10 protein-coding genes are annotated in these 12,864 nt (G+C 72.0%); 7 read left to right on the plus strand and 3 right to left on the minus strand.

Going from position 1 to position 12,864, the window contains the following annotated elements; translation table 11 throughout:
• Positions 1 to 67 precede the first annotated feature (67 nt).
• Entirely contained in the window at positions 68 to 676 is a 609-nt protein-coding gene (locus tag OG306_RS04045; RefSeq protein ID WP_266744668.1) for an Rv1733c family protein, read from the plus strand.
• 152 nt (positions 677 to 828) lie between these two features.
• A complete protein-coding gene (locus OG306_RS04050; RefSeq protein ID WP_371665131.1) occupies positions 829 to 3,264 on the plus strand; it encodes a right-handed parallel beta-helix repeat-containing protein in 2,436 nt (811 codons plus the stop codon).
• On the opposite strand, the gene OG306_RS04055 is transcribed toward OG306_RS04050, so the two are convergent.
• Positions 3,234 to 5,543 carry a hypothetical protein gene (locus OG306_RS04055; protein ID WP_371666214.1) on the minus strand — a complete coding sequence of 770 codons (2,310 nt, stop codon included), beginning with the start codon at positions 5,541 to 5,543 and terminating at the stop codon, positions 3,234 to 3,236. The two genes, OG306_RS04050 and OG306_RS04055, sit on opposite strands and share 31 nt — an antisense overlap.
• A gap of 275 nt (positions 5,544 to 5,818) precedes the next feature.
• Here OG306_RS04055 and OG306_RS04060 point away from each other — a divergent pair, with 275 nt between their 5' ends.
• The 3 genes from OG306_RS04060 to OG306_RS04070 all read left to right on the plus strand — a co-directional run bounded on the left by OG306_RS04060 (position 5,819) and on the right by OG306_RS04070 (position 7,814).
• Positions 5,819 to 6,655, plus strand: a complete 837-nt coding sequence (locus OG306_RS04060) for a DeoR/GlpR family DNA-binding transcription regulator (RefSeq protein ID WP_266744670.1) — start codon at positions 5,819 to 5,821, stop codon at positions 6,653 to 6,655.
• A 98-nt stretch (positions 6,656 to 6,753) separates the two neighbouring features.
• Positions 6,754 to 7,206, plus strand: a complete 453-nt coding sequence (locus OG306_RS04065) for an SRPBCC family protein (protein WP_266744671.1) — start codon at positions 6,754 to 6,756, stop codon at positions 7,204 to 7,206.
• Positions 7,207 to 7,334: 128 nt separating this feature from the next.
• Complete coding sequence (locus OG306_RS04070) at positions 7,335 to 7,814, plus strand: SRPBCC family protein (protein WP_266744672.1); 480 nt, start codon at positions 7,335 to 7,337, stop codon at positions 7,812 to 7,814.
• 37 nt (positions 7,815 to 7,851) lie between these two features.
• On the opposite strand, the gene OG306_RS04075 is transcribed toward OG306_RS04070, so the two are convergent.
• Positions 7,852 to 8,985: a PLP-dependent cysteine synthase family protein gene (locus OG306_RS04075; RefSeq protein ID WP_266744673.1), complete on the minus strand. Its 1,134-nt coding sequence runs from the start codon at positions 8,983 to 8,985 to the stop codon at positions 7,852 to 7,854.
• 206 nt (positions 8,986 to 9,191) lie between these two features.
• Between OG306_RS04075 and OG306_RS04080 the strand changes: the two genes are divergently transcribed.
• Both OG306_RS04080 and OG306_RS04085 read left to right on the plus strand, forming a co-directional pair.
• The gene (locus tag OG306_RS04080; protein WP_266744674.1) at positions 9,192 to 9,509 is read left to right on the plus strand and encodes a hypothetical protein; all 318 of its coding nucleotides are present in this window, start codon (positions 9,192 to 9,194) and stop codon (positions 9,507 to 9,509) included.
• A 189-nt stretch (positions 9,510 to 9,698) separates the two neighbouring features.
• Complete coding sequence (locus tag OG306_RS04085; RefSeq protein WP_266744675.1) at positions 9,699 to 10,223, plus strand: ATP-binding protein; 525 nt, start codon at positions 9,699 to 9,701, stop codon at positions 10,221 to 10,223.
• Between the two features lie 76 nt (positions 10,224 to 10,299).
• Here the strand turns inward: OG306_RS04085 and OG306_RS04090 are convergent, their stop codons facing one another.
• Entirely contained in the window at positions 10,300 to 12,864 is a 2,565-nt protein-coding gene (locus tag OG306_RS04090; RefSeq protein WP_266744676.1) for an ABC transporter permease, read from the minus strand.

Genomic DNA, 12,864 nt, shown 5'->3' on the forward strand with positions numbered 1-12,864 from the left:
TTCGCCACACCAGCGCGCGAAGCGCGCCGTATCGGGTTAAGACGGATACGGAAGGGGGTGCGGGACTGTGCGAGCGCTTACGGGCGTGTGGCGCTGGCGGCACAATCCCCTGCGCCGCGCTACTGACCGGCGCGAGGCGTGGGTGGCATTGGTCGCGCTGATTCTCATGGTGCTGGCGGCGCCGGCGCTGGGCTGGCGGTGCGGATCGTTCACCGATGACGCCCTGCAGAAGTCGGTGCGGGCCCAGCGGGCCCAACGCCATGCCACGACCGCGGTCGTGCTGCGCCAGGCGCCGCAAGCGCCGCATTTCGTCACCGATCCCGAGGTGTCCTCGGAGCGCACCCCGCAGACCCGGGTGGTGGCGCGCTGGAAGGCTCCGGACGGCACCGACCGTCGCGGTACGGTGACCACCCTCTCCCGGCAGCCCGGGCCGGGCACCGAGGTGAAGATCTGGACGGACCTCGACGGCCACCCCGCGCCGCGCCCCATGGACGCGTCGACTGCCCATACCCACGCGGCTCTGGCCGGGTTCGGGGTGATGCTGCTCGCCGTCGCGCTGATCGAGGGCTGCCGCCGCCTGATCGTCTGGCGCATGATGCGGGGGCGGTACATCAGGATCGACCGGGACTGGGCCGAGGCCGGTCCTGACTGGGGCAGGACCGGGACCGGCAGCTGATCAGCCGGGATCGGGTCAACTCCCGCCCGCCGCGCGCGCTACGGTGGACCGGCCCGCCCGCTTCCTCGGCGGGCGGACCCGGGTTTCGCCGTGGCCGGAAGGCCGGTGGACCCGGGCATCACACACGCACGAGGTGGGGGCACAACAGCGCCATGGCACAGGGCACGGTCCAGGTGACGCACACCGGCACATCGCGGTGGCGGCGCCGCACAGGCGAATACGCCTCCCTCACCGCAGCCCTGGAGGCCGCGGCGGACGGGGATGTCCTCACCATCGCGCCCGGCACCTACCGGGAGAATCTGGTTCTGCACCGGGCGGTGACATTGCGCGGCCCCGAGGGCTCGGCCGGCTCCGTACGGATCGCGCCCATCGACGGCGTGCCGCTGACGGTCCGCGCCTCCGCCGTCGTCTCGGACCTGCATGTGGAGGGCCAGGACTCGACGGCCCCGGCGCTGCTCGTCGAGGACGGCGCACCGGAGCTCGCGGACCTGCGGATAGTGACCCGCTCCGCCGCGGGGATCGAGGTGCGCGGTACGGCCCGGCCCACCGTGCGCCGTTGCACGGTCGACAACCCGGCCGGCGTCGGCATCGCCGTACTCGACGGTGCGGGCGGCGTGTTCGAGCAGTGCGAGGTCGTCTCGGCCGGCCAGTCCGGCGTTTCGGTGCGCGACGGTGCGCATCCGCGGCTGGAACGCTGCCGGATCCACCACGCGTCGGGCGCGGGACTCAGCGTCACCGGCGAGGGCAGCGGTCTGGAGGCCGTCGGCTGCGAGGTGTACGAGATCAAGGGCAGCGGGGTCCAGGTCACCGCTCGTGCGTCCGCCCACCTCACCGAGTGCACGGTGCACCGCACTTCGGCGGACGGCGTCACGCTCGACACCGACGCCGTCCTGACGCTGGCCGACTGCGACATCCACGACATCCCGGAGAACGCGGTGGATCTGCGTTCTCGTTCGGTCCTCACCCTGACCCGCTCCACGGTGCGCCGGTTCGGCCGCAACGGTCTTTCGGTCTGGGATCCCGGCACCCGGGTCGATGCCAACCAGTGCGAGATACATGACAGTACGGGCGACTACCCGGCTGTCTGGGTGAGCGACGGGGCGACGGTGATATTGGACTCCTGCCGGGTCCACGACGTGCCGGACGCCATCTTCGTGCTCGACCGGGGCTCGCGCGCCGACGTGGTCGACAGCGATCTCTCCCAGGTCCGCAATACCGCGGTGTCGGTGAGCGACGGGGCGACCGCCCAGCTCGACGACTGCCGCATCCGCGAGGCGTCCACCGGCGCCTGGTTCCGCGACCACGGCAGCGGCGGCACGCTGAACAACTGCACCATCGATACCGCGCAGACCGGAGTGATCGTCACCAAGGGCGCCGACCCGACGATCGGGCGCTGCACGGTCACCTCGCCCACCGAGGCCGGTTTCTATGTCTCCGCCGAAGGCCGCGGCACCTTCCACAGCTGCCGGGTCACCGGCAGCGACGGTTACGGTTTCCACGTGATGGACGGCTGCCGTACGACGCTGACCCGTTGCCGTACCGAGCGGTGTGCCCGCGGCGGCTACGAGTTCGCCGAGGGCGGCGCCCACGGCGACGGGCAGGGAGCGGGGCCCGTCGTGGAGGACTGCACGAGCGACGAGAGCGCGCTGCGCTCCCCCGCTCCCCCGGCCCCGGCCGTGCTGACGGCGACCCAGTCGGCCCCCGGGCTGCTCGGCGGGATCCCGGGGCAGCGGGCCGCGGAGCCCGCCCCGGCCGAGGCTCCGGCCCCCGAGCCGGTGCGCGCGTCGGACGCCGTTCTCGGGGAACTGGACGCGCTGGTGGGCCTGGACAGCGTGAAGCGGGAGGTGCGCGCCCTCACCGACATGATCGAGGTCGGCCGTCGGCGCCGGGAGGCCGGGCTCAAGGCCGCGTCGGTCCGGCGGCATCTCGTGTTCACCGGCTCGCCCGGCACCGGTAAGACCACTGTGGCCCGGCTGTACGGCGAGATCCTCGCCTCGCTCGGGGTGCTGGAGCGGGGCCATCTGGTCGAGGTGTCCCGCGTCGACCTGGTCGGCGAGCACATCGGCTCGACGGCCATCCGCACCCAGGAGGCGTTCGACCGGGCGCGCGGCGGGGTGCTGTTCGTCGACGAGGCGTACGCGCTGTCGCCCGAGGACTCCGGCCGGGACTTCGGCCGGGAGGCGATCGACACGCTCGTGAAGCTGATGGAGGACCACCGGGACGCGGTGGTCGTCATCGTCGCCGGCTACACCCACGAGATGGAGCGATTCCTCACCATCAACCCCGGTGTGGCATCACGTTTCTCACGGACCATCACCTTCAGCGACTACGAGCCCGCCGAGCTGCTGCGGATCATCGAGCAGCAGGCCGAGGAGCACGAGTACAGCCTGGCCTCGGGGACCGGGGAAGCGCTGCTGAAGTACTTCACGGAGCTTCCCAAGGGCCCGGCGTTCGGCAACGGCCGTACCGCGCGCCAGACGTTCGAGTCGATGGTGGAGCGGCATGCGGGCCGGGTCGCCCAGCTCGCCGATCCGAGCACGGACGAACTCAGCCTGCTCTACCCGGAGGATCTGCCCGAACTCCCGTGATCCCGCAGGGCTTTCGGGGGTTCCTCCCCGTCCGCCTGGCGGGGCAGGACCGGGTCGAGCCGCTCCAGCAGTGCGGCCCGTTCCTCGGCGAAAACCGGGTCGGCCTGGTAGTCCGAGTGCCCCAGAACCGGTTCGGGCAGCGGATGTTCGGGGGTCCGCCCGTAGGCCAGGGGGTCCTTCAGCGGCCCCCGGTCCACCCCGGGCCCCGGTCCCTCGTCGAGCCGGACCCGGCCGCCGATCGGGTCGGTGGCCCGCCAGAGGTTGCGCCAGCAGTGCACGGACCGGTGCAGCCCGTGCAGCGGTCCGGGGCCGAAGTAGGCCGGGAACCAGCGCGCGTACAGCCGCTCGATCGGCGAACCGTAGGTGAGCAGGGCGACCCGGCTCCGGGTCTCCGGCGGCAGCTGCCAGACCGCGGACGCCGCGAGGACGCTGCCCTGGGAGTGGCCCGAGATGACGAGCCTGCCGCGGGTGAGCCCGGTCCAGCCGGACATCCGTGACGCCAGGTCGGGGACGGCGCGCTCGGCGTAGCAGGGCGGTGCGAAGGGATGGGCGGCGCGCGGCCAGAACGTACCGACGTCCCAGAGGATGCCGATGGTGCGCCGGGCGGAGGCGTCGCGGTAGGCGCGCCGTCCCCAGGTGACGAAGAGTACGAAGCCGAGCCCGATCATCCAGGAGCCGGTCGACTGGGCCGCTTCGGCGACGGACTCGATGAACGGGCCGCTGCCCTTCATCGCCAGGCCGGGCACCTCACCGCTCGCCCAGGCCCCGCCGACCGCCGCCGCACCGAGCAGCAGCGTGGCGCCGGAGACCGGGCCGAGGATCCAGGGCGCGGAGTCGGTGAGGGCCGCCGTGGCCCGGATCCGGGCGATCTGCCGGGTCCGGGCGGGGTCCGGCCGCTCCTGCCCGTACTCCCGGTCGATCTCGGGCTCCAGGGCGCGCGCGATGAGCCAGGTGCGTACGAGCAGCACGGTGCCGGGGACCGCCAACAGCACCAGGAGCACGGGGATGACCGAGGCCTGCCAGCTGAGCAGCACCGGGGGCCCTTCGATGAGGGCGCCGCGGCCCATGCCCGGGGTGCCGGAGCCGTCGAGCCAGTCGGCGACGCGCTGGGCGACCCCGCCGGTCATGACGCCGCCGAGAGCGCAGGCGAGCATGGCGACCACCGGTCCGCCGAGTCCGTGCATGACGGTGCGGGGTTCCGGGATCTTTCGGTACAGGCCGAGTGACACCACGGCGAGGACGACGACGAGCACTCCCTGGCCGAGCGTGACGATGCTGAAAGTGACGTCACCGGGCAGGGCCCCCGCCGAGACCCAGGCGGGACGCGACCAGGCCGCGTACACCGCGGCGAGGACGAGCAGGACCAGGGCGCTGCCGGGCAGCCAGGTGATGAGGGCACGGTCGAGCCCGTTGTCGAGACTCCGCTCGCTGCGTCCGCGGCGGCAGACGACCCACAGCACGACGAGCGCGCCCAGGACCAGCGCCGCCTCGATCAGCGATCCGAGGACGCCGGGCACGGGGCCGGTGGCGGCGCGGTCGTGGCGGGCCGCGGCGCCCGCGACCGACGCGGCGACGGTGAGGAATCCGGCGGCGGTATGGGCGGCGCGCAGCCGGGCGACCAGCCGGCGGCCGTACCAGAACCCGGGCCGGGCGAGGGCCGGGCGGCTCCCGGCCGGGGTGGCGGAGGTGTTCGGATCGGGTGCGGTCTCCGGGTCGGCGTCGTCCGGTCCGGAGCCGGTGAGCGGGCGTTGCGATTCGTACGCGCTCCAGGTCCGGTTGGACAGGAACCAGAGCAGCCCGACCAGCGCGGTGGGCACGAGCGCGGCGAGGGCGAGGCGTCGGCCCGGCTGGGACCACCAGCCGCCCTGTGCCGTCGACAGGAAGCCGAGCCAGGACCGCTGGTGCGAGCAGTCCGGCACGCCCGCGCACTGCCAGGCCGTCAGGTCGAGCGCGACCTCGCAGGCCGCCGCGGTCAGCAGGACCGTGAGGCTCAGGGCGACGAGCCGGACGAGGACCCCGTACAGGCGCACCGAGCGGGTGCGGCTCCGGGCGGTGGGGCGCATCCAGTGGGCGAGGTTGACCACCATGAACGGGAGCAGCAGCAGCCACAGGGCGCGGGAGCCGTTGCCGGAGGTGAGGTTGGACCAGCAGTAGGCCTCGGCGATGGGCCGGTCGCGGTACCGCTCGGGGTGCTGTTCGGCGTCCATGTCCCCGGCCCGCCGGTACATGGCGGCGGTCGCGTCGCCGGTGACCCGGACCGGCCGCGGATCGTCGAGCATCTCCTGCGGGGTGGCTCCGCCCACGCCGTGGACCAGCAGTTCCAGCGCGGGCCTCGGACTCTGCGGGGCCTGGGTGACAGGTGCCACTGGAGTGACTCGCTCTCTCGGTCGTGGGGGAAGGTGCTGATACGCGGTCACCAGGATCACGGATGACGGCCGGTGTACGCACCGCTCTCACGGAATCTCCCCGGTGCGGCGGCCGGCGACACCGCGTGGCAGGATGACCCCGTTCCGAAGAGAATGTTGCGCTGTCTGAAGGAAGGACCGGACCGGCGTTGAGCGAGAATCAGAACCTGCTCGCGGAGCAGCGGCGCGCCCTGATCCTCGACGAGGTGCGCAGGCGTGGTGGGGTCCGGGTCAATGAGCTGACCCGCAGGCTGAACGTCTCGGACATGACCGTCCGCCGGGATCTGGACGCGCTGGCCCGCCAGGGTGTGATCGAGAAGGTGCACGGCGGGGCCGTACCGGTGGTCGAGGCCAGTACGCACGAGCCCGGTTTCGAGGCCAAGTCGGCACTGGAGCTGACCGCCAAGGAGGACATCGCGCGGGCGGCCGCCGCGATGGCGGTGCCCGGTACCGCCATCGCGCTCTCCGGTGGTACGACGACGTACGCGCTCGCCCAGCATCTGCTGGACGTACCGGATCTGACGGTGGTGACCAATTCGGTGCGGGTCGCCGATGTGTTCCACTGCGCGCAGCACTCGGGATCCGCGGGCGGGGCGCGTGCCGGGGCCGCCACGGTGGTGCTCACCGGTGGGGTACGGACGCCGTCGGACTCCCTGGTCGGCCCGGTCGCGGATCAGGCGATCGCCTCGCTCCACTTCGATGTGCTGTTCCTCGGGGTGCACGGCATCTCGGTGGAGGCCGGTCTGTCGACGCCGAATCTGGCGGAGGCCGAGACGAACCGCCGTTTCGTCCAGTCGGCACGGCGCGTCGTGGTGGTCGCCGACCACACCAAGTGGGGCACGGTGGGACTGAGTTCGTTCGCGACCCTGGCGCAGGTGGACACGTTCGTGACGGACGCGGGTCTGTCGGCCGTCGCCCGTGAGGAGATCGAGGAGCATCTGCCGAGCCTGCTGGTGGCGGGCCGGATCGCGGACGACGTTTCCTAGCGCCCCTCCCAGGCTTTGCCCGTCGCGGCACCGGCGGCCGGGCGGTGTGTCGGTTCCGCTCAGCTCGGACCGGGCGGTGCACGGCCTAGGATCGGGCTGTGGCCGTCTTCCGGATCGAGCGTTTCACGCATCTGCCCACGGCCGAGTCCTGGCGCCGGGTGACGGACTGGGAACGGCACGCGGCGAGGGTGCCGCTGACCACGATCACCGTCCCCACGGGGCTGCCGACCGGGATGGGGACCGTCTTCGTGGCGCGTACGGGCGTGGGTCCGCTGGGTTTCGACGATCCGATGGAAGTGGTGCGCTGGACCCCGCCCGCCGTCGGGCGCGCGGGGCTGTGCCGGCTGGAGAAGCGCGGTTCGCTGGTGCGGGGCCGGGCGTCGATCGATGTGTATCCCACGGATTCCGGATCCCATGTGGTGTGGGTGGAGGAGCTGAGTGTCCGGCTGCTGCCGCGGTGGGCCGATCCGTTGATCGCCGTGGCGGGCCGCCGGGTCTTCGGCCGGGTGCTCGACGGCCTGCTCGACCCTCCGGCGGGTCCGGGTCCATAGCTCGGCGTGCGAGCGCCCGACCACATAACGTCCTTACGAACAGGGACATCTGACGGTGCGACAGCTATGGTGTGCGCGACCTGTACGACCCCGTACGCCGCTGACCTACCGCACGGGAGGTGCGATCCGTGCCACGCCGACTCCGTTCCGTGGGCCTCGATTTCGTCGAGTCCGCCGCCCTGCGACTGGTCTTCGACGCCGAGGTGTCCGCGCCTCCCGAGGCGGTCTACCGTGCGCTCGCCGACGACGTGGCGGGCTGGCCGAGCTGGTTCACCTCGGTGACTACGGCCCGGCCCATCGAGGAGGGCGCGGGCCGCGAGGTCCGGCTCAGGGGCGGCGCGGTGCTGCGCGAGTCGATCCTCGCGGCCGAGCCCGGCGAGCGGTACGCCTACCGGGTCGACGAGTCCAACGCCCCTGGTCCGAAAGCCCTGGTGGAGGAGTGGCGGCTCACTCCGGCCGGGACCGGGACGCGGGTGCGGTGGACGTTCGCCGCCGACGGTTCCGCGCCCTTCCGCTTCACCCTGCGGCTGGCCCGGCCGGGAATGGGCCGGGCGTTTCGGAACGCCGTGCGCAATCTCGACAGGCGGCTGGCCGCGCCCGCGGCCTGAGTGCGGCGCGGACCGGGCGTACCGCGCTCCGTCCGTGCTATCCGGGCCAGTTGCCGCTGCTCAGGAAGGATTCGATGGTCCGCGTGTACGGGGCGATGTCCAGGCCCTGTTCGGCGAGCCAGCTGTCGGAGTAGTACTTGTCGAGGTAGCGGTCGCCCGGGTCGCAGAACAGGGTGACGATGCTGCCGGTACCGCCCTGTTCGACCATCTCCGCGACCAGTTTGAACGCGCTCCACAGCCCGGTGCCGGTGGAGCCGCCCGCCTTCCGGCCGATGGCCCCCTCCAGGGCGCGCACGGCCGCGACACTGGCCGCGTCCGGCACCTTCATCATCCGGTCGATGGCCCCGGGCACGAAGCTCGGCTCCATCCGGGGCCTGCCGATGCCCTCGATCCGGGAGCCGCAGTCGCTGGTGGCCAGGAGGTCGTGGTGGGTCCAGCCGTCGAAGAAACAGGAGTTCTCCGGGTCGGGCACACAGATCCGGGTGTCGAACTGCATGTAGTGCACATAGCGGGCGATGGTCGCCGAGGTACCGCCGGTTCCGGCGGTGGCGACGATCCACGTCGGCTCCGGGTAGCGCTCCAGCCTCAGCTGCTGGTAGATCGACTCGGCGATGTTGTTGTTGCCGCGCCAGTCGGTGGCCCGTTCGGCGTAGGTGAACTGGTCCATGTAATGACCGCCGGTGTCGGCGGCCAGCATGGCGGACTCCTCGTACAGCTTCCGTGAATCGTCGACGAAGTGGCAACGGCCGCCGTGGAATTCGATCAGCCGGCACTTCTCGGAGCTGGTGGTACGGGGCATCACGGCGATGAACGGCACACCGATCAGCTTGGCGAAGTACGCCTCCGACACGGCCGTCGAACCGCTGGACGCCTCGATCACCGGCCTGCCCGGCCGGATCCAGCCGTTGCAGAGCCCGTAGAGGAAGAGCGAGCGGGCCAGACGGTGCTTGAGGCTGCCGGTGGGGTGCGTCGATTCGTCCTTGAGGTAGAGGTCGATGCCCCAGGTCTCGGGCAGCGGGAAGCGCAGCAGGTGGGTGTCGGCGGAACGGTTGGCGTCGGCCTGGACCTTGCGGACGGCCTCCTTGAGCCAGGCCCGGTACTCGGGGTCGGAGCGGTCGATGTCGATGGTCGCCGCGACCCGGCCGTCGTCTGTGTGCTTTGCGGTGCCCATCAACGCGTTCCTCCTCGTATCACCGGACTCTCGCCGTCAACGATATTCCCCCTACCTGCAGAAACGTTCACTTTGATGCTCCATAGCCCTGCCTTGGCCCGGCCGGACAGAACGGCTGCCGCATTACTCCGGGACGCGGCCTGGCGCGCAGGTCCCGGATGCGTGCAGACTTCCGACAGAGGCGTTACGAAGGGGGCGAAGCAGTCATGCCGGAAACGGAGTTCAGCGCGACGGGGGTACGGATCGAGCGGTGGGCCCGCTCGCTCACGAGGGCCGGGCAGGTCGTCGTCAAGGACGGCAGGCTGGCCCTGCTGACCAGTTACGGACGGGAGATCGACAGCGCCCCGGTGGTGGCGGTGAGCGCGGGCAGGCCGTGGTTCGCCGGAGCAGGGGCGGCCGTGGCGCGTCTCAACGGGACGCGGTACCGGCTGACGATGGGGCAGCGCAACCACGGTCCGGACACGGCCGGACCGGCCCACCGCTTCCTCGAGACGCTGCGGAGCGCGGGCGGCCGGATGATCTGACGGAGCAACCCCGCCGGGACAGCGCGAGTTGCACAGCCGTGGCCCCTGAGCGACATTGGTCACATGTCACTCATGGTTCATCAGCGGTGACACTGAGATCCGTCACCGCCGGTCCGGATTCAGCGGTTCGTCGTCTGCTGGATCCGTCCCTCTCGTCTTCTTCCGGACCTATTTCGGGGAGTCGCAGCCGTGATCAGCGAGCCAAGCAGGCACTGCACGGTGGAGCTCCAGGCCCTGCCGTCGCGGATCGGTCAGGTCCGCAGAATCGTTTCAGCGCAGTTGCGCTACTGGCATCTCGATCCGTTGATCGACCATGCGGCGCTCGGCGTCACCGAACTGCTGACCAATGTCCACCGGCATGCCCAGCCGGACAAGTCGTGCACCGTCGAGATCGAGTTGCTGCTCGAACGGCTGACGGTGTCCGTCCACGACCACGACCCGCGGCTGCCGACCGTGTGCGACCCCAGTGCGTCCAGTACGTCGGGGCGCGGGCTCGCGCTGATCGCCGCGGTCAGCGAGAGCTGGGGCGTCCGCCCGAGCGGCGGGGCCGGGAAGGTCGTCTGGTTCACCCTTCCGGCACCTCCTCCCCTGTTCACCGGGCGGCCACCGCACTCGGTGTACGGGGCGACCACGGACGGGCCGTTCGAGCCGGACGCCGTCACGTATCTGGAGAGCCGTACACCCTCCGTCGCCCGGTCGGCGGTGGTCGGGTAGCGGAAATGGAGGAGCGGGGCGCCGTCCGGCGCCCCGCTCCTCCATTTCCGTGCGCTGTTCGGCGCCTTTCCGTGCGCTATTCGGCGGCGATCGCGCGGAGCACGTCCAGCCGTGCCGCCCGGCGGGCCGGCCGGCGGCCTGCCAGCGCCCCGGCGGTGATCCCCACGAGGGCGATCACCAGGAGCCGCAGCGGCGGCAGCGCGAAGGAGAAGGCGGTGCCGCCCGCGGATGCCTCGACCAGCACCCAGCCGAGGAAGCCGCCGAGCAGCAGACCGCCCGCCGTGCCGAACGCGGCGACCAGGACGGACTCCCAGCGGACCATGGACCGCAGCTGGCTCCTGGTCTGCCCGACGGCCCGCAACAGGCCCAGTTCCCTGGTGCGTTCGTGGACGGCCAGCGTGAGCGTGTTGGCGATGCCCAGCAGCGCGATCAGTACGGCGAGTGCCAGCAGGGCGTAGACCAGGGTGAGCATCATGTCGATGCCGCCGGCCGAGGACTGTGCGTACTCGCTGCGGGTCTGTACGTCCGGATTGCCGTACGCCTCCGCGGTCTTCGCGACCGCCGCCTTGCCGTCGGCGATGGACACGCCGGGCTTGAAGGAAACGGCGATCAGCGAGTCGGAGTCCTGGGCGCGGTGCGGGTCCCAGGCCTGGCGGGTGATGACGTAGTCGCCCGCCAGTTCCGGCCGGTCGTAGACGGCGCGGACCGTGAAGTTCTGCCGGGTGCCGTCGGTGAAGGTGAGCCGTGCGGTGGAGCCGGTGCGCAGTCCGCGCTTGCCGGCCTCGGCGGCGGACACCGCGATCCCGCTCGTGCCCAGCCCGTTCAGCGATCCGTCGACCCGGCCGAGGTCGAAGACCCTGCCGAGCGCGGCCGGGTCGGTGACGGTCAGGGCGCGTCCGGCGCCGTCGACCTCGGCGACCCCTTTACCGAGGCCGACCGCCGTAGCGACCTCCGGCAGCCGGTCGACGGCCGGGGCGAGCCGGGGGCTGAGGCCGCTGCCGCCCGCCCCGAAGGCGGGGGCACTGATGGCGACGTCGCCCGCGAAGGCACGGTCCACCGTCTGGTTCATGGTGGCCTTCAGCGAGGCACCGAAGACGGTGAACAGGGAGACCACGGCGACGCCGATCATCAGCGCGGTCGCGGTGGACGCGGTCCGTCGGGGGCTGCGCAGGGCGTTGCGGCGAGCCAGCCGGCCCGTGACGCCGCGCAGCCGGTCGAGCGGAGCGCCGAGGAACCGTACGGCGTACGTGGAGGCGACCGGTCCGAGCGACACGAACGCGGCGAGTGCGAGTACCGCACCGGCGGCCGACAGCGGGCCGGACGGGCCGGCCGACACGCCGGCCAGGATGGTGCCGACGGAGGCGGCCAGCAGTACGAGCCCGGTCAGGGTGCGGGTGCGGGATGCCGCGGAGTGGTCCACGGCGCTCTCGCGCAGGGCGGCGAGCGGAGCGGTGCGGCCGGCCCGGACGGCGGGCAGGAGGGCGGAGCCGAGGCAGACGAGGACGCCGACGGCGAGCGGCAGCAGCAGCGACCCGGCGCCGATCACCAACGGGCCCGCGGGGAACGGGAATCCGACGGCGGAGAAGAGCGCCCGCAGTCCGGCGGCGATCCCGATGCCGCCGGCCAGACCCGCGGCGGAGGCGATCACGCCGACCGCGCCCGCCTCGACGAGGCTCGCTCCGACGACCTGGCCGCGGGAGGCACCGAGCGCGCGCAGCAGGGCGTTCTCGCGGGTCCGCTGAGCAACGACGATCGCGAAGGTGTTGTGGATGGAGAAGGCGGTGACGAGCAGCACGATCCCGGAGAACACCAGCAGCAGCGTGGTGAACAGGCTGAGGAAGGCGCCGGAGATCATGTCCCGGTCCTCGGCGGCCGAGGCCTGTCCGGTGATGGCCTCGACGCCCTTGGGCAGCACGGGGTGCAGTGCGTCGACGAGTTCCTGCTGACTGGTGCCCGGGCCCGCGCGCACCTGGATGGTCGATGCCTCGCCGGGCTTCGGCGTGAGGTACTTCTCGGCGTCGTCCTGCGTCATCGCGGTGTAGGTGACCTGTCCCATGCCGTCCTGGCCGCCGAAGGTGGCCAGTCCGACGATCGTGACGCGTACGGGGTCGGGGGTGCGCAGCACGGTGGTGTCGCCGATCCTGAGCCCGCCCCGGTCGGCGGCGCCGCGGTTGATGACGACCTCACCGGGTGCGGCGGGGGCGCGTCCGGCGGCGAGCCGGTACGGGTTGAGCTTCGGGTCGTCGATCCAGTTGCCGGCGAGGGTGGGCGGCCCCTGGCCGCCGACGGGTTTGCCGTCGGAACCGATGAGCTGGCCGGCGCCCTGGATGTCGGGGGCCGCCGCGGCGACCCCGGGGGTCTGCTCGATCGTCTTCACGAGTGCGGTGCTCACCGGCTGCCGGGTGCCCCGGGATTCACCGGCGACGGTGATCACGTCGGTCCCGCGCACAACGGCGTCGGTACCGGCGGTGGCGTTGCCGAACATGGTGTCGAAGCTCGCGCGCAGGGTGTCGCTCATGACGAGCGTCCCGGTGAGGAACGCGACGCCGAGCAGGACGGCGACGAAGGTGCCGGAGAAGCGGCGCTTGTGGGCGCGGAGCGAGGAGACGCTCAGGCGTACGGATGCCCGGGGGCTGGTCAT

The sequence above is a fragment of the Streptomyces sp. NBC_01241 genome, assembly GCF_041435435.1.
Taxonomy (GTDB): Bacteria; Actinomycetota; Actinomycetes; order Streptomycetales; family Streptomycetaceae; genus Streptomyces.